The organism is Syntrophaceae bacterium, from assembly GCA_013177825.1.
Taxonomy (GTDB): domain Bacteria; phylum Desulfobacterota; class Syntrophia; order Syntrophales; family PHBD01; genus PHBD01.
Window position 1 is genome coordinate 84,914 of sequence record JABLXX010000008.1, and the last position, 24,196, is coordinate 109,109.

At 49.7% G+C, this 24,196-nt stretch carries 21 protein-coding genes and 1 pseudogene; 16 read left to right on the forward strand and 6 right to left on the reverse strand.

What is annotated here, in order from left to right:
* The first annotated feature begins 70 nt into the window (after positions 1-70).
* Positions 71-2,974, forward strand: a complete 2,904-nt coding sequence (locus HPY65_15530; protein NPU85887.1) for a PAS domain S-box protein — start codon at positions 71-73, stop codon at positions 2,972-2,974.
* A gap of 270 nt (positions 2,975-3,244) precedes the next feature.
* Here the strand turns inward: HPY65_15530 and HPY65_15535 are convergent, their stop codons facing one another.
* Positions 3,245-3,871 carry a septal ring lytic transglycosylase RlpA family protein gene (locus tag HPY65_15535; GenBank protein NPU85888.1) on the reverse strand — a complete coding sequence of 209 codons (627 nt, stop codon included), beginning with the start codon at positions 3,869-3,871 and terminating at the stop codon, positions 3,245-3,247.
* Between the two features lie 466 nt (positions 3,872-4,337).
* Here HPY65_15535 and rsgA point away from each other — a divergent pair, with 466 nt between their 5' ends.
* The 7 genes from rsgA (at position 4,338) to HPY65_15570 (ending at position 10,203) form a co-directional block, all read left to right on the forward strand.
* The gene (rsgA, locus tag HPY65_15540) at positions 4,338-5,393 is read left to right on the forward strand and encodes a ribosome small subunit-dependent GTPase A (GenBank protein NPU85889.1); all 1,056 of its coding nucleotides are present in this window, start codon (positions 4,338-4,340) and stop codon (positions 5,391-5,393) included.
* Between the two features lie 264 nt (positions 5,394-5,657).
* Complete coding sequence (locus tag HPY65_15545) at positions 5,658-7,013, forward strand: sigma 54-interacting transcriptional regulator (protein NPU85890.1); 1,356 nt, start codon at positions 5,658-5,660, stop codon at positions 7,011-7,013.
* 239 nt (positions 7,014-7,252) lie between these two features.
* Entirely contained in the window at positions 7,253-7,792 is a 540-nt protein-coding gene (locus HPY65_15550) for a hypothetical protein (GenBank protein ID NPU85891.1), read from the forward strand.
* A gap of 10 nt (positions 7,793-7,802) precedes the next feature.
* Positions 7,803-8,105 (forward strand): hypothetical protein, encoded by a 303-nt coding sequence (locus HPY65_15555; protein ID NPU85892.1) that lies wholly within the window; start codon positions 7,803-7,805, stop codon positions 8,103-8,105.
* Positions 8,102-8,596 (forward strand): isoprenylcysteine carboxylmethyltransferase family protein, encoded by a 495-nt coding sequence (locus HPY65_15560; GenBank protein ID NPU85893.1) that lies wholly within the window; start codon positions 8,102-8,104, stop codon positions 8,594-8,596. The genes HPY65_15555 and HPY65_15560 overlap by 4 nt, the downstream gene beginning before the upstream one ends.
* Positions 8,597-8,852: 256 nt before the next feature.
* A complete protein-coding gene (locus tag HPY65_15565) occupies positions 8,853-9,743 on the forward strand; it encodes an RNA polymerase sigma factor (protein ID NPU85894.1) in 891 nt (296 codons plus the stop codon).
* Positions 9,744-9,756: 13 nt separating this feature from the next.
* A complete protein-coding gene (locus HPY65_15570; GenBank protein ID NPU85895.1) occupies positions 9,757-10,203 on the forward strand; it encodes a DUF3795 domain-containing protein in 447 nt (148 codons plus the stop codon).
* A gap of 38 nt (positions 10,204-10,241) precedes the next feature.
* Here the strand turns inward: HPY65_15570 and HPY65_15575 are convergent.
* Both HPY65_15575 and HPY65_15580 read right to left on the reverse strand, forming a co-directional pair.
* Positions 10,242-10,954 (reverse strand): annotated as a pseudogene (locus HPY65_15575) (hypothetical protein).
* Entirely contained in the window at positions 10,951-11,463 is a 513-nt protein-coding gene (locus HPY65_15580; protein NPU85896.1) for a hypothetical protein, read from the reverse strand. The pseudogene HPY65_15575 and the gene HPY65_15580 overlap by 4 nt, the downstream one beginning before the upstream one ends.
* A 628-nt stretch (positions 11,464-12,091) precedes the next feature.
* Between HPY65_15580 and HPY65_15585 the strand changes: the two genes are divergently transcribed.
* The 5 genes from HPY65_15585 (at position 12,092) to HPY65_15605 (ending at position 15,517) form a co-directional block, all read left to right on the forward strand.
* Entirely contained in the window at positions 12,092-12,391 is a 300-nt protein-coding gene (locus HPY65_15585; GenBank protein NPU85897.1) for a hypothetical protein, read from the forward strand.
* A gap of 81 nt (positions 12,392-12,472) precedes the next feature.
* Positions 12,473-12,748 (forward strand): DUF4242 domain-containing protein, encoded by a 276-nt coding sequence (locus HPY65_15590; protein ID NPU85898.1) that lies wholly within the window; start codon positions 12,473-12,475, stop codon positions 12,746-12,748.
* A 103-nt stretch (positions 12,749-12,851) separates the two neighbouring features.
* A complete protein-coding gene (locus HPY65_15595) occupies positions 12,852-13,382 on the forward strand; it encodes a hypothetical protein (protein ID NPU85899.1) in 531 nt (176 codons plus the stop codon).
* Positions 13,383-13,631: 249 nt separating this feature from the next.
* Positions 13,632-14,627 carry an aldo/keto reductase gene (locus tag HPY65_15600; GenBank protein ID NPU85900.1) on the forward strand — a complete coding sequence of 332 codons (996 nt, stop codon included), beginning with the start codon at positions 13,632-13,634 and terminating at the stop codon, positions 14,625-14,627.
* A gap of 353 nt (positions 14,628-14,980) precedes the next feature.
* Positions 14,981-15,517, forward strand: a complete 537-nt coding sequence (locus HPY65_15605) for an N-acetyltransferase (protein ID NPU85901.1) — start codon at positions 14,981-14,983, stop codon at positions 15,515-15,517.
* A gap of 246 nt (positions 15,518-15,763) precedes the next feature.
* Here the strand turns inward: HPY65_15605 and HPY65_15610 are convergent, their stop codons facing one another.
* Positions 15,764-16,471 carry an SDR family oxidoreductase gene (locus HPY65_15610; protein NPU85902.1) on the reverse strand — a complete coding sequence of 236 codons (708 nt, stop codon included), beginning with the start codon at positions 16,469-16,471 and terminating at the stop codon, positions 15,764-15,766.
* Between the two features lie 278 nt (positions 16,472-16,749).
* Between HPY65_15610 and HPY65_15615 the strand changes: the two genes are divergently transcribed.
* The 3 genes from HPY65_15615 (at position 16,750) to HPY65_15625 (ending at position 20,443) form a co-directional block, all read left to right on the forward strand.
* On the forward strand, positions 16,750-17,505 hold the full coding sequence (locus HPY65_15615; GenBank protein ID NPU85903.1) for a class I SAM-dependent methyltransferase: 756 nt from the start codon (positions 16,750-16,752) through the stop codon (positions 17,503-17,505).
* 129 nt (positions 17,506-17,634) lie between these two features.
* Positions 17,635-18,768: an aminopeptidase P family protein gene (locus tag HPY65_15620; GenBank protein NPU85904.1), complete on the forward strand. Its 1,134-nt coding sequence runs from the start codon at positions 17,635-17,637 to the stop codon at positions 18,766-18,768.
* 535 nt (positions 18,769-19,303) lie between these two features.
* On the forward strand, positions 19,304-20,443 hold the full coding sequence (locus HPY65_15625) for a Fic family protein (protein ID NPU85905.1): 1,140 nt from the start codon (positions 19,304-19,306) through the stop codon (positions 20,441-20,443).
* Between the two features lie 102 nt (positions 20,444-20,545).
* On the opposite strand, the gene HPY65_15630 is transcribed toward HPY65_15625, so the two are convergent.
* Positions 20,546-21,373, reverse strand: a complete 828-nt coding sequence (locus tag HPY65_15630) for an FRG domain-containing protein (protein NPU85906.1) — start codon at positions 21,371-21,373, stop codon at positions 20,546-20,548.
* A gap of 61 nt (positions 21,374-21,434) precedes the next feature.
* The gene (locus tag HPY65_15635) at positions 21,435-24,146 is read right to left on the reverse strand and encodes a hypothetical protein (GenBank protein ID NPU85907.1); all 2,712 of its coding nucleotides are present in this window, start codon (positions 24,144-24,146) and stop codon (positions 21,435-21,437) included.
* Positions 24,147-24,196 lie beyond the last annotated feature (50 nt).

Consider the following 24,196-nt stretch of genomic DNA (forward strand, 5'->3'; position numbering starts at 1 on the left):
TTCATAGATTGATGCGGACATACCATTTCACTGGCGGCAAAATTCCGCATGGATGGGGGGATGGCCGGAAATGAAACACAGATTTATTCTGGCGGCGATCATTATCACTGTTGGACTCAGCATCTATTTCTTCGCTTCATTTTATAACGATGCCAAACAGGAAGCGATTAAGAACGTCAATAACGAACAATTCATTCAAGCCAGGCATGCCGCACATGCAATAGAAGACTTTTTTGACAATTGGACACGCATCTTTGTTTCAATGTCAAAAGCAAGGTCCATTGTAGATTTCGATGAGACGGGCAAGAAATACTTTGAATTCCTATATGAAGCTAGTTCTCATAAAATTCGAGCGATTACTCGTGTGGATGCGGAAGGAAAGATTGTCTATACCTATCCGTTCAATGCTGCCGTCATCGGAAGAAATATTTCCCGGCAGAAGCATATCCGCGAGATTATGACCACCCACAAGCCTGTTATCAGCGATGTATTCTTCGCCGTGCAGGGGTATGACACCGTTGCTCTCCATGTGCCCATTCTGCACAACAACACGTACAAGGGTTCGATCGGCATAACCATCAATTTCCAGGCACTGGCAAAACGCTACCTGGAGGACATAAAAATCGGGAATTCCGGTTATGCCTGGATGATCAGCAGGGACGGGACGGAGCTCTACTGTCCCGTCCCCGGGCACACGGGGCATTCCGTATTTGAGAACTGCAAGGATTTTCCCTCCATCCTGATCATGGCGGAGGACATGCTCAAAGGCCTTCAGGGGTCGACCACCTACACGTTTGATAAAATCCGCGGGAGTCAGGTGGAAAACGTAACGAAGCATGCCGTCTACATGCCCATCAAACTCGGGAATACATTCTGGTCCATTGTCGTCGCCTCGTCGGAAGACGAAATCATCGCCTCCCTGGAGGATTTCCGGAACAAGCTTTTCGTGGTCATCGGCCTGCTGCTGCTCGGCGGCATTCTGTTTTCCTATTACGGATTGAGGGCCTGGTTCTTCTTAGAGGAAGAAAAGAAGCGGCATCGTGCCGAAGAGGCATTGCGGGAGAGCGAAGACAAGTACCGCAGCCTGGCGGAAACGGCGAGCGATTTGATACTCACCATCGATTTCAATGGAATCATCACCTATGCCAATCGGGCAACGATACAACTGGCCGGGGGAAGGAACATTGTCGGGATGCGGGTGACGGACCTGATCCCCCCGGATACCCTGGCACCGCAAATGGAAATGCTGCGGGAACGAAGCCAGGGATATGAAGGAGTCCGGTCCTATGAATGGACACTCCCCTTACCCGACCAGGCCCCCACCTCCATGTCGCTGGAGATCAAATCAGCCCTGTTGATCGATCAGGGAAAACCGTCGGGAGTCCTGATCACGGCAAGGGACATTACGGCCCGCAAGCGAGCGGAGGAAGCGCTCCGGCAGAGCGAGAGAAACTTCCGGAATCTGACGGAGGCATCCACGGTCGGGATTTCAATTACCGACGGAGAACGCTTCCTGTATTGCAATCCCGAGGTTCTGAGAATGTCGGGATACAGCGAAGAGGAATACTACTCCAAGCCGATCTGGGATTTTGTCACCCCGGAGTCGCGGGATCTCATCATGCATCGGGGCAAGGATCGACTGGCAGGCAAAACGGTCCCCGCCAGTTATGAAATCCAGGTTCTGACCAAAGACGGCGGCATCAGGTGGGCGGAAGTCGGAGCGGCAACCATCGAATACAACGGCAAACCGGCTATTGTCTTTACCCAATACGACATCACGGACCGGAAAAACGCCGAGGCGGAACGAGAAGCCCTCCAGATGCGGCTGAACAGCGCCCGGAAGATGGAGGCACTCGGGCAGCTGGCCGGTGGAGTAGCCCATGACCTGAACAACATTCTGGGAATCATGAGCGGGTATTCGGAATTGCTGCTGCTGGAAATTCCGGAGGGGCAGCGGGCAAGGGAACATGTTGAGAAAATATTAAAGTCCACGGAGAAGGGGGCCAACATAATCCAGGACCTTCTCACCCTGGCCAGGCGCGGGGTGACCACCTCGGATGTGATCAATCTCAACAACATCGTCTCCGATTTTCTCAAGACCCCGGTGTTCGAGAATGTGAAATTCTATCATCCCCGAGTGACCTTCAAGACAGAGTGCCAGGATCATCTGCTTAATATAAAAGGTTCCTCCGTCCATCTGGAAAAGACTTTGATGAACCTTGTCTCCAATGCCGCGGAATCCATTTCCGGGGAAGGAGAAGTCCTCATCAGAACGGAGAACCGTTACGTCGACAAGGCAATCAAGGGCTATGATGAGGTTCGGGAGGGCGATTATGTCGTCCTGAGCGTATCCGATACGGGGCTGGGCATCCTTCCGGAGGATCGGGATAAAATATTCGAACCCTTTTATACAAGGAAGAAGATGGGCAGAAGTGGGACCGGGTTGGGACTGGCGATCGTCTGGGGAACGGTAAAAGACCACAACGGGTATATTGATGTACGGAGCAAAATTGGAGAAGGAACCACGTTTACCCTTTACTTCCCGGTAACGCGGGAGGAGATGACCTCAACCCGGCAGTCAATTCCCATGGAACGGTATATGGGGAACGGAGAATCGGTTCTGGTCGTCGATGACATTGCGGAACAGAGAGATATCGCCGCCGGGTTGCTTGCAAAGCTGGGGTATGAGGTATACACGGTGTCCAGCGGTGAAGCGGCGCTGACATACCTCGAGGGCAACAAGGCCGACATCCTGGTTCTGGACATGATCATGGATCCGGGCATAGACGGCCTGGAGACCTACCAGAGGATTATCAGGATCAACCCGAAACAGAAGGCGATCATCGTCAGCGGATTTTCCGAGACGGATCGCGTCAGGGCGGCCCAGCAGCTGGGAGCGGGCGCTTACGTCAGGAAGCCCTATGTACTGGAACAGATCGGCCTCGCCATCCGGGACGAACTGGCCCGTTCATGAGGTTTTCCGACCCCTTTTCCCATTTCACTCCGTTCCGGACAACTCAGATCCCACGGAGTTTGACGCTGATTTCTCCGGAAATTGCGGCCACGGTCATGAGAAAAGCGCCGCTGAGCGGATCTTCCATCGCGCAGATAATCGGAGAGGGGCAGCGGGAGGGAATACAGGATGAATGAGCAGGCCGGGGAGCCCGAGATGCACCGTCGGTATTCAGACTTCTATGCCTGCGAGTTCTTCATCGCGCGCTGCACCTGACGGCTTCGACCTGTCTCATATCTTTTCGATGGTGAGCTTTGTAACTCCTTTTTGGACGAAGCCGAGTTGCTTGGCCATCGCATAGGAAACGTCAACATCCCGACCCTTGATGTACGGTCCACGATCGTTCACAATTCCTTCGGCAACCCTTCCGTTATCAGGATTGGAGAGCCGCACTTTCGTTCCTATCGGCAATGTTTTATGGGCCAGGGTGTTTTTATGCATATCGAAACGTTGTCCACTGGCCGTTTTCTTATTGTGATGCTCCGCCCCATACCAACTGGCAGTCACTTCCCCGCTCACTTTGGGTTGAACGGTTTGTACAGTTTGGGCGGCTTGGGATGAAGAAGAATTTATGATTAATTTCTGGCCGATCCTGATCATATTTGGATTCGACAAGCCGTTATCCCTGGCTATCTGATAAGGATTCATCTTGTATGTTTTTCCGATATTCCAAAGATTGTCCCCCTTCTTGACAATGTATTCAACCGGCTTGTTGCCGACCGGAGCCGTTGTTGCCGACTCCTGTCCCATGGCGGTCTTCAATTCAGCTGAAAATGATTTTGACTCTTTCCGGCCGGAAGTTTGGGTCTTGGTTCCATTGAGATCCTGTACACGATTACCGGTGGGTTTTATTTCCATAACTTCGTGGCCCTCCCTCTCTAAACCTGAATTTGTGTCAAAACAATGACTCCCGTCAATCCCATGCTAATGCCTGTTCTTATATTCTTTAGCGAAATAGATTAGTTGCGTTGTTCGTCAAAAAAGGGACGTCCTTTGCTGCTCCATTATATTGCAATGGTGATGCCATCCCCCAGCTTCCCGCAGAAACACGGTCTGCTTCCGAATCCAGACATGATCGGTATGGAAATCAATAGGTTGGGATTGAACGAAGGATCGTTGATGCTTGGTCGGGATGAGTACGAGGAAGGAGCACCGTGTTTCCTGAAGGATCCGCGGCGGAAAAGGGAATCCGGTTTGGGCAGAATATGCTATATCGCTGCCCGCAGGAACCTGCATTCATTGATTATGGATCGGCAGATTCAATGCTTTTACAGTCAGCATAGATACAATTCGTGTATTTTCAGCATCCGGTGACGTCATGAACATGAAATTGAGCGACCTGGGTTTTGACGAGTGGTTTGAGCCGCATATGGGCGAAATCCATGAGGAAGGTACGGGCATTGCGCGCATATCGGCAGTGGATCGCGGTGGATACCTGATCAGAAATGAATCGGGAGAAGTCCCGGCTGAACTCAGGGGGAAGCTTTCCTGGCAAATCGAACGTTCCGTCGACCTGCCATGTGTCGGAGATTGGGTAACGGTGCAATACTACGACCATGGTACTGCGGCAATCATCCACAGGATCTTTCCACGGAAGACGTTCCTGCGCCGTAAAACCGCAGGCGACCAGGTCGACTTTCAGATGATTGCGGCCAACATCGATACGGCTTTCATTGTTCAATCATGCCATTTTGACTTCAATCCCCGACGTCTGGACCGATATCTGGTCATGGCGGCGGACGGGCATGTCGAACCGATCGTTGTTCTCACAAAGACGGACCTGATCGCCCGGAATGAATTGGAAGAGAAAATCGCGATCGTCCGCTCCGTCTCCCAGGCGCAAGTGCTCGCCCTCAGTAACATCAGCGGCGACGGGATGGAGCCGTTTCAGCAGACACTCTGCTCCGGAAGAACCTATTGCCTGCTTGGGTCATCCGGTGTCGGGAAAACGACCCTGATCAATCGCCTCCTTGGCCGGGAAGCTCTTCATACGAAGGCCGTCAGCGGTACGGGAGAAGGCACCCACACGACCTCCCGCCGCCAGCTTGTCGTTCTTCCCGAAGGTGCGATGTTGATTGACACGCCGGGCATGCGGGAGCTTGGCCTTCTCGGGGCCGCCGAGGGAGTCGGCATCGGGTTTGAAGACCTTGTCCGTCTTGCCGCGAATTGCCGCTATACCGACTGCAGCCATGCAAACGAGCCCGGATGTGCCGTCAGGGCGGCGGTCGAAAACGGCGAATTGAGCCATGATCGCTATTCCAATTATATCAAGCTGAAGAAAGAGACGGAGTACCACGACATGTCCTATCTGGATAAACGGAAGAAGGACAGGGCCTTCGGACGTTTCATCAAATCGGTCAAGAAACAGATGAAGGATTAAAATGCAATCACCCGGGAATGGATGGAGCCGACTCCTTATTCCGATGTGACATGAAAGAATGCCGATCGTTACATGGTCCGGAAGCCGATACGGTTCGCGTTTCGCTTCATATGAATCGGCGACGGAAATCCCTTCATTCAACTGGCGCCGAACATTCCTGTACGGTATGAGAAGGGCACGGGAGTACAAAAGGCAAACCTCCGCTTCACCCAACCGACAAGGCAACGAGCACGAGAACAGCAAACGGACAAAGAGGAACGGCCGATGGCGGATCTTCATTTCTCACAGGAATTTACCGATTCGCTGATGAATGCAGTCAGTGACGGTGTGACAGCCATCGATCGGGATCTCTGCATCATTTACCAGAATGAAATCATTCGGCGTCAATACGGCTCCTGTCTCGGCGAAAAATGCTTCGCCGCCTACCGTGGCCGTGTCGAGCCATGCGAGGACTGTCTCATCCAGGATGTATTGAAGGACGGCAAACCGCGCAGCGGAGTGCGTGATATCCGGCTGCCGGACGGAAACGTTCTGATCGTTGAATTCAAGTCGCTGCCGCTTTCCGATGCGGACGGCAACATTGTCGGCGCAGTGGAGGCGGTCAGGGACGTTACGCAGCACGTCCGTCTCGCGGATGAATTCAGTGTGCTGCGGCGGGAGATGGTGCGCAGGGCGCAGTTTGAAAACATTGTCACCCAGTCCAAAAAGATGAAGGCCGTTTTCCGGCTGATCGAACGGGTGGCGGCGACGACAAGCTCCATCATGATCTATGGAGAATCCGGGACCGGCAAGGAACTGGTCGCCCGGGCGATCTTCGCCAATTCCAACCGCCGGGATAAACCCTTCGTGTCCCTGAATTGCGGCGCCATTCCTGAGAATCTCCTGGAATCCGAACTGTTCGGCCATGTGAAGGGAGCCTTCACCGGCGCGGTCCGGGATCACATCGGATTGATCGAAACGGCGGATCAGGGCACCCTGTTTCTCGACGAGATCGCGGAACTGCGCGCGCCCCTGCAAGCGAAACTCCTGCGGTTCCTGCAGGAGGGGGAAACCCGTCGCGTCGGTGAGAATCGAGTGCGGAAGTTTAACGTGCGCATCATCGCGGCGACGAACCGCAACCTGGAACAGGCGGTTCGCGAAGGCACATTTCGGGAAGATCTTTTCTTCCGGCTGAACGTGATCCCGATCTCCCTCCCCCCTTTGAGAGAGCGCCCGGAGGACGTCCCCCTGCTCGCCAGCCACTTTCTGCAGCGTCTGTGCGAAGAACACGGACGCAAAGTAAGCAGCTTCGAGCCGCAGGCGCTCAAGGTACTCCTGGAATATCCGTGGCCGGGGAATGTACGCGAGCTGGAAAACGCGATCGAATACGCGATTCACCTGACGGATGACGACGAGCCGATCAAGGTAGCTCAAATCCCTGGCATCATTGCCGGGAAACCCGGTGCGGCGGACGACGTACTGTTGCCGCTGTCACTGGAAGGCTATACCAGGCACATGATCCTGTCCCTCCAGGCTGCACATACCGAAGAGGAAATCGCCGCCACATTGGGAATCAGCCGCAAGAACCTGTGGGAAAAACGAAAAAGGCTGGGCATCCCGCGAGCCGCTTCTTCCCGCTGAGCCCCTGTCTCCCCTACCCCCCGTTACCAACCGTAACACCCTGCTTCCGACAATTCGTTACCAATCGTAACGTGCTGCACATGACGTGACGCCGCGCCCTCCCGACGCATTGCATATATTCTCAATATATACGTGTTGTTACAAAGCTTGGTTGACCTCTCCCAAGTGGAGACCGGGCCATGGCATGGGAAGTGCTCTCTCCGGGTTCTAAATAAATTCGGAAAGGAGTCACAAGAACCATGGAAAAGACAGAACGCGTCATGAGCGACGGAGAGAAAATCCTGGTCGCCCTGGGGGCGGCAATCGGCGGAGGCTGCGAGAAATGCGCAGAAAATCTATTCCGGATTGCCGATGGACAAGGAGTAACCGCCGAGGAGCTGATGTCGGCATGCCGGATCGGATTCGAGGCCAAATCGGAAGCCGTCCGGTCCATGAAAGACCGGCTTGCCGGGATCCTGAAAGGAAACGGGGCCTCTTGTGATGAAAGCCGGAAGATGGACGTGCAGAAGCTCGCGGCCATGATTCGTGCTGCCGCATTTGCCGCGGCGAACGCGGCGCCGGACGCCACCGGGGAACTGAAGCAGGCTTTCAAACAGGGAGCGGGCAAAGGGGATTTCAGGATGTGCCTCTCCATCGTCAAGACAATCCGCGAAAAGGCGGCCTCGTTTTCCGACCAGGACATTCTGGAAAAAATGGGCAACCTCATGAGCGACGGGCGGAGAGTCGACAAGGAAGCCGGAAGCGCATGCTGCACGGGCGCCTCCTGCGGATGCAATTGAGGTGCGAGCCATGGATCGATCAAACGGGAAGGAAAGAAGCGCTTGTTTTTCCGGTACTGGAGACCGGGCAGATCATAGGGAATGGTGCCGCCGGTCCAGGCTGGGCATCCTGTTCATCATTATCGGGACACTGTGGCTGATGGCAGGTGTCGGCTGGATTGCCGGCGACCTGTTCTGCCCGCTGATGCTGATCATCGTCGGGCTGTGGATCTGCATAACGTCCGTAATGTCGAAAAATAAGAATGTGTTACAAGGTACTATCTTGACAGGCATCAAAAAGAGCGATCAGCCAACCGGAAAGGAGGCAACATGATTTCGTCCCGTATGCCCTGGTGGAAAGGCGCCCGCGGCGAGTGGTACGTAGTCGGGCAGGTCGCACTGTTTTTGCTGGTCGCATTCGGCCCGAGAAACTGGCCGGCGTGGCCTGCCTGGTCATATCCGTATGTACAGGTTGGGCTCGTCATGGGCGGCATTCTGCTGCCGGCGGGCTTTCTCCTGATTGCCACCGGCATGCTGAAACTGGGGAAAAACATCGCGGCCGTGCCATGCCCCAAAGACGGCGCGACTCTGATTGTGAGCGGCCCGTATTCGCTTGTGCGCCACCCCATGTACGGGGGCGTAATCATCATGGCCTTTGGGTGGGCATTCTTCATCCAGGGTAGCCTTACGATTCTTTATGCGCTGATTCTGTTTCTGTTTCTTGATCTCAAGGCACGGCGGGAAGAACTGTGGCTGCAGGATGCGTTCTGCGGCTACGAGGAATATCAAAGGCATGTCAAGAAACTGATTCCGTATCTGTACTGACATCGGCCCGTTGACCAGAACACCGCCTGGAACCGGCAAGTTGTTCATCTCGCGATCGAACATGCCATCGGCATTCGGGCGCGGCGCCTCCAGGCGGGCGTTGTGCCTTGATTTTCTATAATCACCGGCCTGGCATGCCAAAAGTGGAGAACGGCATTTCTGCCGGATGCGTTTTGTCTGTCACACCCGCCCGGAATTTTCGTATAAGAGGCAGGAGAGAAATCCCCCTCCCGGGGGCAGCAAACAGGAACAGTCGATGAAACCGTTCTTCAATCCATTCAGAGAAACCGTCGGCGACGATCCCGCGGAGACGGAGCTGATATCCCGCTCCCTCCAGGGCGACCGGCGCGCCCTGGAGGCGCTCATCCTGCGGCACCAGTCCTGGATCTACAACATCGCCCTCCGGATGGTGTACGACCGCGCGGCGGCGGAGGACGTCACGCAGGAGGTCCTGATCAAGGTCATCACGAAGCTGGGCACCTTCGATCCGACCAAGGCCTCGTTCCGAACCTGGCTGTACCGCCTCGTCGTCAACCACATCATCAACGCGAAGCGCAGCCGGAACGAGGCCGCCATGGAGGAGGCCCTGCGGGGGGATGGATACGACCGCTTCATCGAGCGGCTTCCGGACCGGCGGCTTACCGCCCAGCCCGGCGCGGAGATCTACCAGGAGGAGGTCAAGATGGCCTGCGTCCAGTGCCTGCTCTTTTCCCTCAGCCGACGGGAGCGGATGATCTTCCTCCTCGGGGTCGTCTTCGGCGTGCCGGACACTGTGGGCAGCGAGATCTGCGACGTCTCCCGGGCGAATTTCCGCAAGATCCTCTCCCGGGCACGCGCCAGGATCCACTCCTTCTTCCAGGACCGGTGCAGCCTCCTGGACGAGAAGAACCCCTGCCGCTGCGCCTATTTTCTCAACCCCCTCGTCCGGAGCGGCCTGATCGACACCGAGGACCTCCTCATCCGGCGGGATTCCCACGGCACCATCGCGGAGACCGTCACCGGCGCGGTCCGGCAGATCGAGGCATCCTACGGGGAGTTCCTCTCCCTCTTCCGCAGCCAGCCGTTTCTCAAGGCTCCCGACATGGTCCGCTGGCTTCGGGATCTGCTCAACCACGAAGACATCAAACCGATATTCCAGATCGCCTGACAGGAGGACAACCATGTACAACAAGGAACTGATTTCCCCGTGCGGACTCTACTGCGGCGTGTGCGGCATCCACAAGGCGGGCGTCGATAACGACGAAGCGCTGAAGGAGAAGCTGGCGAAGCTCTACGGAGTCGACTCCCCGGCCAAGATCCAGTGCGCCGGCTGCCGCTCCGAGGAACCTTTCTTTTTCTGCCGGGTCTGCACCATCAAGTCGTGCGCCGAGGAGAAGAGCTTCGAGGGATGCCACGAGTGCGAGAGCTTCCCCTGCGAGAAGATCCAGGGCTTCCCCTACCCGGAAGCAAAGGGAAACATGCTGCGCGCTGTCCCGCGCTGGCGGGAGCTGGGCACCGATGCCTGGGTGAAGGAGGAGGAAGAGCGCTTCCGCTGCAAATCCTGCGGCACCGACTCCTTCCGGGGCGCGAGGAAGTGCCGGCATTGCGGGACCGTCTTTGCCTTCTGAGGAGAGGGTGAAGGGCGGGCATTCCCTAGCTTGGAGTTTTACCGATACCGTTCTGGATCAGCTATCTTCTCTATACTTTTGATGAGCCGTGGTAACCTGGCCTGGCTTGCCTGATCGGTGGGCAGATGTCCCGGGAGGGCATCTCTGAATGCAGACGTGTCCAAAAACGACCGAAACATATGTGACAAGAATCTCTTGAGATCTTCCGGAGAATTTCTGATCTCAGCCACAATTTCAGGTCGTCCATCCAATAGCGTTACGATGTCTTCCATGTCATGACTGGCCATGTAATCGTCCCCACCGCGTCCTTTGAAAGCCTCAATTTTTGTAGCCAGGGAAAATGGTGCCTTCAGGAGGTTAATCGATAATCCCTCTTTGAGCTCAACCTGAATTGCATTCTGAATGGCTGGAAGATACCAGATGTTTGAAAATCCTAAGATATCCTCATCAGTCGGCATTACATCGACTTTAATTTCATCGATCAACCAACGGCAGACAGGGGCACCTTCACTCATATCTTGTTTGAACCCCTTCTCCCGAAGTTCTTCCTCAAGCCGATAGTAATCCATTCGTGATGCAACTTCGACAATGACATCGACATCTTGCGTGGCCCGGACGTCAGGCATGGCGGGATCGGAAATAACAGCCCTGTTGCACAACCACCGGCGAAAACGACCCTATCCTTGATCTCTCCAAATCGCTGCGCCACATGAATGATCAGGCGCTTGTTGACATCCCTGCTTCGAATCATGACGTCCCCAGGCGTACCTTTAGTTCCTCGGAGGCAATTTCACGTTCCCGGGTTCTTCCGTCACGAATGACATCAACGATGACCAGCAATTCATAAAGAACGGGATCTTTTAACGCAGCTTTCGGAACAGACTTATAGAGCGGTGAGAATTCATAACCTCGGGTCCCGCCGTCCGGATCCGGCCAAACCGGGGGTGGTTCATCCCGCTGGATAATTAAATCCCTGAAGGGTGGTGCCGCATATCCCGTGGGGACCCCCCGGGTCAAGCCACCGCGATCGGGCGGAAAAGCGTACTTCACACCGTGTATCAGAAATTCTTCCAACGATTGTTTTAGAGGTCGTCCACTATCCAAGCCCATTAAACGGGCGGCTGCTGCACGTTTGATTCCGGCATGAACTTCCGAGGAGCTCATAAAAAGATCGTTGGCCAGCAACGAGTATGACCACTGGTTTTGGCCAAGGGCGACCAGTTTCAACAAAATGTAAATATCTTGCGGTTTGAGATTCATGACCATACCCTATTCGCGATTCGCGAATGGCGCAAGCATTTTTTGTATACATTCCACCGGATCTTCATAAGCGAGCCGTGCCAGAACCGCTGAGCAGTATTTTAAAGTGGCGATCAAAAAAACGGGGGATGACATGCGCGTCCCCCGCCGTCACTACATCTTTGCCATGCCCCCATTGATGACCAACCGCATGGATGCCCACCCAAGAATCCAGACCTCATAATATGCTAACAATAATAATGCTTTACATTATGCCACAAATTTGTTTTTCATTTTAGCACTACTGCATGAACAGCAGTACGACATAAGAAGGGCGACAATCCTTCGGGTTCCAATTCATTCCGTTTCCAGCCTCCCGCACCTCACCTCTGCCGCCGCATCGATTGGCTCCATACCATCGGGCTATTCGTTCTGTAGGGCTTCTATCGGCAACCATACCATCCAGCCATCGGACGCATTTACCGGAAAAAGCTTCCAGAGAAACCCGCTCACAGAAAGAATCTGAACCACAGGGATAACTCATGCCAAGTTGTTTTCAGCCGTAGTGACGAGGCAAAACAACAGGGTGCCACAGATCGTCTTCTTCAAATTATGTCCCGTTCATGCAGAGCAGAAAGGAGGTTCCAAAATGGTTATCGTCGGCATCATGTCGTTCCCGCCGGAACAATCGAAAGAAATTGGCAAGCGTTTCCTGGCGTTCCCACCCCTTCCCCCATACATGACACTCAAAGGACCCTATATCACCCACGAAGTCGGGGCAGGAATCAAGACGGTCACCATCTACGAGTTTGATCAATCCAAGACGCGGGAGGCAATTGAATTTGTTTCCAATCGTTATACGACATTCTACGGCGTACCGGGCTATACCTGCTCCCATACTGCATGGCTCGAGGCTACCGAAGCCCTGAAGATGATCGGTCTGGCGTAATTGGCCCATCCTGACGGTGCGCGCGCTGGAGAGGACATCCGGATGAACAGATAAAAAGCCTAGAAAAAGGAGTGAATGAACATGGCTAAATTCCTGGTTGTGCACCCTGTCGGTAAAGACCTGACCCTGGAGGCCGTCACTCCGGTTGCCAAGGCCATCAAAGCCAGTCTTTCCAAGGACGCCTATTGGATCAAGACCAGCTATGCCCGGGAGGCAGGCAACCTCTACTGCGAGTGGGATGCCAAAGATGCCGACTCGATCCGCGACCTCTTTGCCAAAGTAGCCCCGGGTTTTCCGACATCAGACATCATAAAGCTGGATGACGCGTTCCACGTCTTCTCGGAAATCTTCCGGTAAACAAGGGATGGGGTAACTTCAACGGGGGGAAAAGGGAGCTGATCCCTTTTTCCCTTCTGCAGTCGAAAAGGCCTGTGTGATAGATTGAAAGGAGTAACAAGATATGTCCGGTCCATTCATGCCCAAACCAAATAAATTCAACTTGTTTCTATTTGCTTTTTTAATCGCCATAGGTTGCGCAATAGATGCAACCGCCCAGAATCATAACGAATGGATATCTTCCGAAGTAAGTCGCAACCTGCCAGGTCAAGAAGACGTATCCGGCAAGACATATTTTTCAAATCAGTTTGGTATGAAGGAAGGAACATTTAAAGCAAGTTACCGTTCTATTTTTGATAAAAGAAACAAAGTGTCCGGAAAATTTATCGTCGCAAAATTCCGTTATATTTATGACGATCCTATAGGGGAAAAAGGTTCATCGATTGATCCTTTGCATAATGAGTCTATCTCAACCGTAATGCTGGATTGCAGTAATAATTTCGTTGCAACTCTTAAGTCTGTGTATCTGTTAAATGGCAAGACGGTTTCAGAAAATATAATCCCCGATGAAGATATAGAAATGAAGCAGATAAATATGTTAAATACCACCGTCGGCGATTTATGTGCTTATGCAAAAAAACAAGGTGCTTGGTGATTATTTGTCCGGTTAAAATAATTCCAGTAATAAAATAGGTATGAATTGAAAGGGATTCAGGGGGAAAAGCTCGGATCAGCTTTCACTCATCTCGATATAATGACCATTCCGGGTAAGCTTTCCTTTTTTTAACGGCTTCTCAGGTTGACAAATACTGCGGTATTCGGGTTTATATACCGGTCCGTCTGAACAGGATCAGGCAGCATGCGGCCTTGTGTCAAGGCCGGGGTTCAGGATAAAGGAGGATCTATGATTACACGCAATCTTGGGAAATCAGCGATTTCCGTATCGGCCATCGGATTGGGCTGCATGGGTCTCTCCGAGTTTTACGGGCCGCCCGCGCAGGAGAAGGAAGCCATTTATTTACTCCACGGGGCGGTAGACCTGGGAGTGACCCACTTTGACACCGCGGAGATCTACGGCCAGGGGCGCAACGAGCAATTGCTGGGCAAGGCCTTTGCCGGGCGCTGGGAGAAAATCGTGCTGGCCACCAAGTTCGGGCCCCAGAGGGATCCGGCCACGGGTGCCTTTCTGGGAGTGGACGGCTCCCCGGCCAATGTCCGCAGCTCCTGCGAAAAGAGCCTTCGGCGACTGGGCACGGACAGGATCGACCTGTACTATCTCCACCGGGTGGATCCATCGACGCCGATCGAGGAAACGGTGGGAGAGATGGCGAAGCTGGTTCAAGAGGGCAAAATCGGGGCGGTCGGGTTGTCGGAGGCCTCGGCCGAGACGATCAAGCGGGCCAACGCCGTTTATCCCGTTGCCGCCCTTCAGACCGAGTATTCGATTTTCAGCCGGGATGTCGAGCGGGACATCCTTCCCACGTGCAAGGAGCTGAACATCAGTCTGGTCGCTTACTCACCCCTGGGCCGGGGAATGCTGACGGGCCGCTATACCTCGACCGGCGAGTTGCCCACCGGCGAGACGGATTACCGGGCCCAGATGCAGCCCCGATTCCAGCCGGGCAATATCGAGGCCAACCTCAAACTGGTGGAGGCCATCAAGGAAGTGGCCAAGAGAACGGGATGCGCCGCGGCGCAGGTTGCCCTAGCCTGGGTGCTCGGCCAGGGGGATCATGTTGTCGCCATTCCCGGCACCACCAGGCTCGCCAATCTGGAGACCAATCTGGGGGCGCTTGACTGCCGGCTGACCGATGAAGACCGGGGGGTGCTCGACAAGCTGGCCGACAAGGTCCTGGGGGATCGGTACTCCCCTGGAGAGATGGCGGGGGTCAACCGATGAGCGTTCCGTGAGGGGCCGTTTTACGTTGCTGTAAGACGAAGTTCGGTTGACACCTTTTGTAAAGATGGTAACAGAAGATTTCTTCCTGAAAGAGAGTACGACGTGATTTTCAGGGGAATGCTCGCTTTCAAACGGCATTCTTTTTTTCTGTTGCCATCTTTCCCACATTTTACCAACATGTCTTTTGGTCCATATTAGCACAAAACACCAAATGGCGTAATTTCTATATGTTAATTTTTTAGGCGTAATATCCTCTTTTTTATTTTCCGTGATATTTTGTAGCAAACACAAAATATCGGGAAAGACCAAATTGGTATATTGATTGTTAGCGATAAATCAGAAACGGAGAAGAAATGAAAATTCGAGAAGCAACCGATTCAGACTTCAGTGATGTATTTTTAGTTGAGAAAGATGCGTTTGGATATGACAAAGAGGCAAATCTCGTAAAAGATCTATTAAGTGATTCGAGTGCAAAACCTCTATATTCTTTCCTTGCTTTCAATAACGATAGAGCTGTAGGGCATATTTTGTTTACATCGGCACGCATCGAAGGCGAACATAATGGCTTATCTATATCGCTCTTAGCTCCTTTAGCGGTACTCCCTGATTTTCAAAAACAAGGTGTAGGGGGTAAGCTCATCGCGCATGGATTACAGCACTTAACAAACTCTGGCGTTGATTTAGTCTTTGTGCTTGGGCACCCTGGTTATTATCCCCGTTATGGTTTCAAGCCTGCCGGTGTTCAGGGATTTGAAGCCCCTTATCCAATCCCAGAAGAGCATGCTAATGCATGGATGGTTCAGGAATTACGCCCAGGGGTGATAGGTAGCGTATCTGGTAAAGTTAAATGCGCGGATATGTTGAATAAACCTGAACATTGGCGAGAATAGAGGTGTCCTTGCGGGATCATCTATTGGTTTGAATGGAGCCCTGAAGAGATCGATCCCAGCCCTCTAAATTCGCTGGTCAACAGTTGCAACGGCCATCATTTGGCTTCGTTGCACATCCTTCTTCCCGATCGGATTGTCGTCTGTCGTTGCGCTTCCTACCCCCACCCGACGTTAAAGCTGAGCGGAAGCCAAAGGCCCCTTGCCTTGGCTCTCCGCTTGAACCAAGGCTTCGGCATCGCTGCAACATTAGCGGACAGCCCACCCCCCGCAGATCGGGAACACCTGGCCAACAAAGCAATCGGCAGCGTCACTGCAAAGGTAAGCCGCAAATTCGGCGTCCTCCCTTGCGGAGACAAGGCGGCCCAGTGGAACCTCGCGTTTCAAGCGTTCCTGAAAGCGAGGATTTTGCTGAACCTCTTCCGGGAAGTAAGTCGGGTTGTCCACGAAGTTCTGCGCGATGGCATTGACCTGGATATTGTGCTGGGCAAGCTCGACGCCGACCGCCTGCACGTAGGCGAGTTGCGCACCCCGGGCGGCGCTGTAGGTAGACGCCCGTCGTATGCCGCGAAGCGCAGAGGCGCTTCCAATCACCAGGATCTTGCCACGGCCTCGAGCAATCATTCCGGGAACGATTGCCCGAACAAGCCTGGGCAGCGGATCAACCATAACGGCGAAGGTTTGCCGCCATTCGACATCTGTTACCTCCGCAGCGGGCGTGCTCGGTGCCGGAATGGCAAGATTTGCGACAAGGACGTCAATTGCTCCCGAGGTGGCGACAAGATTCTCAACTGCACCCGGATCTGACAGAAGAGCCTCACTGGCAACAACTTCCGCGCCGCGTTCCGTGAGGACCTGGCAGAGCATGGGCCCCATGAAATCCCCAGCCTGCGTTACGAGAATTCGTTTGCCTTGAAGTATTCCCGCTCGTTCTTTGTTTGTCTCGCCGAATTCCATACGGACCTCCAAAGCGTGTATTCCATTCTTCGCCCGTGAAAAAACGTTATTGCAAGCCGTTCAAAAAAGAAAGCCGGTTGTTCAAAAGGAACTGCCGCCGCTCAACACACACTGCCCGACCACATCAAAAACCCCTGTTTTTAATGCAGCATACGCCTTGACGGGAAAAGTCATCCCTCCTATACTCCGAACCGCCAACAGCAGTACCTTATCATCGAAAATAAAACGCACTGTCCGATATGAATCGTTCGGACGGGATTGATAAAGGAGATATACGCATGGACATGTTGAGGTTCTTTAACATCATTCATCTAGAGCACATTCTCTTAAACCCGATGAGTCTTGAGAAACTGGAACAGCTGATCACACTTCTGACTCTGAAACCCGAGGCACGCGTGCTTGATATCGCCACTGGAAAGGGCGAGTTTCTCATCCGGCTTGCAGAGCGGAACCGGCAAATGACAGGGACAGGAGTTGATCTCTCTCCCTACTTCATTGCCGATGTCAAAAAGAAGCATCAGGAACGTGTTCCGGATGCCCAACTCCATTTCCTGGAGATGGACGGGGCCGAGTATGTCCCGGAGACCTTGCAGAGCTTTGATCTGGCAGCCTGCATCGGTGCGAGCTGGATTTTTGGCGGGCATCGAGGGACGCTGAGCGCGCTGCAGAAGATGGCAGCCCCGGAAAGCTGGATCGTTGTGGGAGAGCCGTACTGGCGGCATGAGCCGGAACAGGAGTATTTAGAAGCGATCGAAATGGCACGGAGCGACCTCGGAACACATGATCAGAATGCAGATGCCGGGCGAGACCTCGGATTGGAGCTGGTCTACACGCTCGTGAGCAGCCAGGATGACTGGGATCGATATGAAGGGTTGCAGTGGTATGCCGCGGAAACCTGGGCGAGTGATCATCGGGACGATCCGGATGTGGAGACCGTGCTGAAGCGAGTGCGAGAGAGTAAGACCGCGTATCTGCGGTGGGGACGGGAAACGCTGGGTTGGGCGATTTATGTGTTCAAGAAGGGAGGGGTATAGCTCCTTTCTTGTCGGCTGACGCGCCTTATCGGGCATGCCTACGACTCCTGTACTCCAAACCGTCAACAGAAGTATCTTGTGAGTGATCGAACCAAAGAAAAGAATTAATGAAATGGAGGACGCTGTAAGATGAACTATTCTTTCTTCAGGAAGAATGCAGAAAAAGTCAGGCAGGCGATGCAGAAAGAGGGAATCGATGTGTTGATCCTGACGCATCAGCAAAAGTACTCCTATGTCGCCGGAACGTTCCACAACGACTTCAACCTCGGGAACTGCCTGTTCGTGTGGGCAAAGGAAGAGCCCACGCTCCTCGTCTCGCTTGCGGAGATGGGCAGGCTCATGACGGAGGGGTACATCAAGGACATTCGCTTCTGGATGCCCGCGTATGCCGGTATCGAGCCCATCAGCTTTCTGGACACGGCTGTCACGATCCTTCGTGAGCGCGAATGCCACAACAAGGTGATTGCCGTGGAAATGCCGTCCATTGCCTACCTGATGTACGACCACCTCGCCAAAAATCTGCCCGATGCAACCATCGTGGATGGCGAAAAGATGATCAACGACGTCATGATGAAAAAGGATGAAGAGGAGCTGGCGTTGATTCGCCGAGCCTGCGGCATCGCCGATGCGGGCACCAGCAAAATCCTTGAAAACGTGCGGGTCGGAGTTACCGAGGCGGAGCTGATCGGCCATGCCGAGCTTGAAATGCGGAGGCTGGGCGCCTCCTATTACTACACGCCGAACCAGTGCCTCTTTACATCCCAGATGGGCTACGGCGATCACCTGCCGACCGACAGGATTCTCGTAAACGGAGACCGGATCTATTACGATCTGCATCCCGTCTGGGATGAATACCGCACGGACAGCTTCCGGACGCTGGCGTTTGGGAAACAGTCAAAGGATTACATGAAGATGGTCGATTTTATCAGGCCGGTCATCGAGGAATTGAACGGGATGTTTGTGCCCGGTGCGAGCACCAAGGAAATCGAGAAATGGTATATCAGCCGTCTCGCAGAGGGAGGCTATCCGGATTTCGGATCCGTTCCTCTCGGGCACGGCATCGGCACAGGCCATCTGCCTCCGACGTTTTGCCATGACGACGACTACATCCTTGAAGAAAACGTCATGATCGTTCCCTGTGCGCATATCTACGATTTCAAGACCAATTGCGGTGTCTTCGCCCTGGAATACGTCGTTTGCGTGAAACCCGGAAAAGCGGAGGTCTTTACGAAATACCCGCTGGATTTGATTACCATCGAATAGAATGATTCAGCCCCACCGCCCATGCAGGACAAGCTTCTGCATGGGCGAATCCATTCCGGGGTCATAACACCTTACATTTCCTGCATCAATTCTTGGAAAGAGGTGTTGTGTCCCCGGAAAATCCTTCTGCGCAGGCCCTTCCCTTCCAGTGAAAGTCCTCTTTCGTCCCCTTGTGGCACCGGAGCTTGTCCAAGTCCACCAGTGCGAAAGCCCCGTCAGCTTCTGCGGACATCACGATTTTCGCCGTCTTTCAATCAGCGGGATCATGAACAGGAGGCCATCTATAAGGGTGCAAAGCATGACAAATCTTGTGACAAATATTGTGACATCATTCATCATGCACATTGACTCATCAGTCTGTATTCATGCATTATTCTTGTGACAATTTCTCTGACATTTCTCTTGACGCCAAGGTCATGCCATGCTACGCATTCCCTGCCGGGCGGAACATGTTAGCTCAACATCTTGTGTGACAAATATCGAAGGCGTTTCACCTTAACATATTATTTTCATACAGAATAATGGTGACAAAAACATGGACGAAAACAGTGTCAGGAAAGTCATGACGTTCAAATCGGGCAATTTCGCATTCAGCTCGAAATATGATGCTCAAAAAATTAACCCTCTGATACTGGAGGGAAGAATGTCATATGAAGCAATCGCCGATCTGCCGATTCTGCCTGAATGGTCAACCTATCTGGAAGAGGAATTGATCCGCAGGTCGATATTCAGCACGGCTGCCATCGAAGGCAATCCCTTAAAAGAAGAGGAAGTTGGAATAATTATAAAAGATACAGGGAATGATGGAAAGGCCAGCCAAGTTGAAAAGGAAATAATCAACCTGAAAAATGCGTATGCCTATGTGAAAAAACACGATGCATCAGGCGATGCCGCTCAAATATCGGAAGTTACCATCAGAGACCTTCATAAAATCATAACGGATGGGCTCGATTATCAGGATAACGTCCCAGGCAATTACAGAAACCACGTGGTGAAAGTCGGCGACAATGAACATGGTGGAATATACACGCCGCCAAAGTGTTTGCCCGATATACAAAACTTAATGAAGGAATTCATCGCATGGATCAACTCGGATCAAATCATGCAATTGGATACGCTTGTGAGAGCCGCATTGGCCCACTATCACTTAGGGTTGATTCATCCTTTTGGAAATGGCAACGGAAGGACCATTCGGATTGTTGAGGCTATTATAATTAGGAAATCCGGCATTAAATACGTTCCAACCATGCTTTCAAATTACTACTACCGAAATATCCATCATTATTATTCAGCTTTTTCCATGGCCAGAAAAAACGTCGGTAATGACATATCGGCCTTTCTTACATTCGTGATGAATGGAGTTATTGAATCGCTTGCTGAAATCAAGCGTAACGTAACATTCATGATTAAATTTCTCGTCATGAGGGATTACTATTCTTCTCTCAGGTCCAGTAAAATCATCACCCAGAGACAGCATGACCTGTTAACGATCATGCTGGATACCTTCAAGAGTGTATCCTTAAAGGATCTTTTCTCTGTTTCCCCATATAACGCACTATATCGGAATGTGAGCGAAAGAACGGCCAGGAGAGACTTAAGTAAGTTGGTAGAGATGTCCCTTATGAAGCAAGAAGATGACGGCTCTTATAATCTGAATATTAGAACGCTCGGATAGAGGATTTAACGATGTCATCTACTGGCTTACGTCTTGCTCTTATCATTAATAAATCGTCAAGATTCAAGCTACTGCAAATTTCATTTTATAGTAACATAATTGTCAGCATATTTTTTCCAATAGTTTAATATTATGCATAACTTCGTATCTAAGTGAACGACAAAATCCTTCCAAACCAGGGAAAAGCGATTTTGTTGTTATATTCATTCTCTGAAGTCTTATATTTCCTTCTAAACGTAATGACGATGGTATAATAATTTTTTTGCATGCTATTCTCTTAAGATTGTAATGCTTTAGAATTTCATTAAATGTTTCATAGTTATTACTTGGCACTAAAAAAAGCCCTTGCTGTGCTAATATTCTTTCAGTTTTTAGTGAAGGGTCAAAAGGAATAATGAAAGACCTATCTCCTTTACGATTAGCGAATACTTCTTTAGCGAAATCTTCTCCAGAGAAATATTCTTCGTCAAACTCTTTTAATATTTTGTGATTGAATGCAAAAACACAACAATCAGTGCTGCCCTTTTCTAGGGCGAAATACATTGCAATATAGGGCGATAGCGTCACATCAAGGAGCCTTGTCGGGGTACCATAATGCTGCATTATCGCATTCCATTCTAGACGATTTGTGTGTTTATCATTTATTTCTGGGAGAGAATGTTTTAAATATAGATGTGCTGTTGATTGAAACTTTTCAAGAAGTATCTCCTCCCTTCTATCTTTAACTAGTTTTTGCCTTTTCCCTTTTTTCTTTTCAATTAAATCCTCTACTTCTTCCAGCATTCTGTATAAAGATGTTTTAAGTTCAAAAGAAGCATCATAATGGCCACGAAAGACCCATGTTCTAAAATCTAGTTCTCTTACTGCTTCGTCAAAGTCTTCCCATTTACAAATTTTAATTTCTTCATAACCTGATGATTTTTTTATCATTATTATTTATCCTCAAGTAATTATACATTCTCAACAGCTGTTTATCGATCGTATCTTGTCGTCAACTGTCTCCTGTTGTATGTTTTGTGCTCATTTGATTTGATAAAACACTCTGAACATACTCGATATAATTCCTCTCTCTTTCATTAAATATTGAAGTATCAATTGTATTGGATAATATTTGATCTAGAATATCTCTTTTTTTTCCAAATAGGTCTTGTAATCTTTTCTCATTAATTGAATATGTTAATTCACCTCTGCCTGTGTTCAACTCATCGCAGATTAATGGTACTAACTGGGGAATAATAATCCGACTATTTATTTTTGCTGATTCTAAGATAGTATTGACAAGCCAGTCCCATTCTGACGCATTAAATCCACTGCCACCATATTTTGTTTGACTAAAAAATATCATCAAGTGATAAATACTATAAATATACACTTCATCAAGGGCTTTAATAAACACATTTAAATCTGATTCGTAACATTTCCTTGCTGCCTCAACAAATCTCTTACGTAAGCTTATATGGATATTTGTTATATCAATATCGGTGCGGCTTCCTTTTGACCAATAATAGTACAACGAATTTGCGAGTCTTAGGCTAATAGGTAAAGCTTTTTCAATTTCTACAAGAATCCATTCATAATGATTTTTGGATGGATTATCCAATGATAGTCTCCATAATTCAAAAAAACCAAGATAACTATCAACATCGAAGTTGCTATTTTTTGAATTCCTTATATTTTCGAATACTTCACTAGCCAATTCTCTAATATTGCCACCATCCAACAAATTTCCAAAATGCTCTATTTTTCGTGCAAAGCCATCTATATTAAATATTGCTTCAGAAAGATTAAGATTTTGATAAATGATTGTGCTTTTATTCTCTTTCCATGATTGAACTGCATGTAAAATTGTCTGATCACGTAGTTCATCCATCGCTACCTCTTCTCTGTTTAACCTAACCCAGTAATCTGTGGGATCTGATTGTAGAACACCTTGGGGCACATTGTCTTGATAAAAATCATCTTCATTCCACCCTGGAAACAAGTAAATAATCAAATGCTTGAGCATTATTTTGTTCCAATCACACTGAATCTTTTCCCATTCCTTGTCTAGTACTTCGCGATTTTCTCCTTGTCTTTTCCTAGTGAATTCAGATGTGCTATCAGTATTAAAAGATCGAAGTAATCCGATATTTTGATTTATAAACGAAAAGGCTTCGGGTGCAATTGTATATATTACTCTAGTTACAAATAAATCATCAAAATCAATTTCACCATGTAGGGATTGCCATGATTGTAACGAATGACGTAATGTCGTTTTCAACATCCTAGGATTGTTGAGTAGTTTAGAAACCACAATTACAGGAGAATTCACTTCGCCGAACAAAGATGAGTGTTGGTACTCCCTGTGAGTCTTTTTAATTCCAAGATGTTGATCTCTCATTTCTCTCCTACGACAATCGATATCGCTCTCTATATAATCATCAATACATATATTTCTGAAATATTTTATACAATCTAATACCTCGTTTCTTGCTAAAGCTGGGATGAACTCAATATGCTCACACACCCTAAACAATGAATTATTTTTGATACTACTTTGACTAATAGCTAAAACAAAAGAAATATTATCGAGATCCTTTAAATTATCAAGAAGAGAGGTTATTTGTTCTATATAATTAGAACTCATTACATTGCGGTCAAGATCTTCTAAGAATATTACAACTCTCATACCGATACATGTAAGAACAAGATCCATTTTCCGAAGAATTTCTAGGGGCTCTTTCGCTTGATTTGACAATATAGCGATTGATCTTAGCCATGAATATCCAGTATTTGATAGAGCATGTCGGTAGTCAGTTGGAATATATGATAGCCCTAGGCAATCTACTTTTGTTGACATTTCAACTAATACACTTTGTAATATATGTTCTATAGCCGCATTTCTCTGTAATCCCCATCCACGAACATTACAGAACATTATATTCTCTTTATTAAAATAGTTTATATCAGAGCTTTGCGATCGCAAGTCTTCTTCAACCATGTTAATAATGCTACTCTTACCACATCCATATGAACCAACAATAGCAATTGTCTTTAAATTATTATCTTGGAGCATTCTACTGATCCGTTTCGCAAATACCGATAAGCCAAAGATGTCTTCAGTGGATGTATTTATGGGTGTCTCTTTATTAATCCAACGAATGAAAGCAGGCTTATCATGAAGTATTGATCTATAATTATTCAGTAAATGCGAATTATAAATATTTTCAATACTCATAGATACTAATTTTTTGTGTGAAAAGAGCTTATCTAAAAAGCATGCCGTAATAATTCCAGGAACAAAAGAAATAATTGATGATCCTATTACGAACCATTCGAATGTGTATGTTTTCCAAAATATTGTTCTTCCCCAATAGTAAAGAATGCCTCCCAAAAATGCAAAGCACCATGTAGGTGGGTATAAAAACCTTATTTTAAATGACTTAAATATTTCTTTCGATAATAATCGAAACCCACCGAGACGAATTATCACATACCATATTATAATTACTGACAAGAATTCGATAATGATTAAGGAAACAGAAAAAATATTAAAGGTCTCTGATCGAGGAAACAAATTATATAGCTGTCTTGTCAATGTACCTATAAATGGATTTAAACTAATGAATAAAAGAGCCGTAATTACACTTAATACTATAAGATCTGCCCACCGTTTTATAATCAAAGTGTTTTGTCGAGACTCCAACCTAAGTTTCTTATTCATTTCCTAAATATCAACTCCCTACTTTATTCTTGACGTCTTCAATCTTCAAA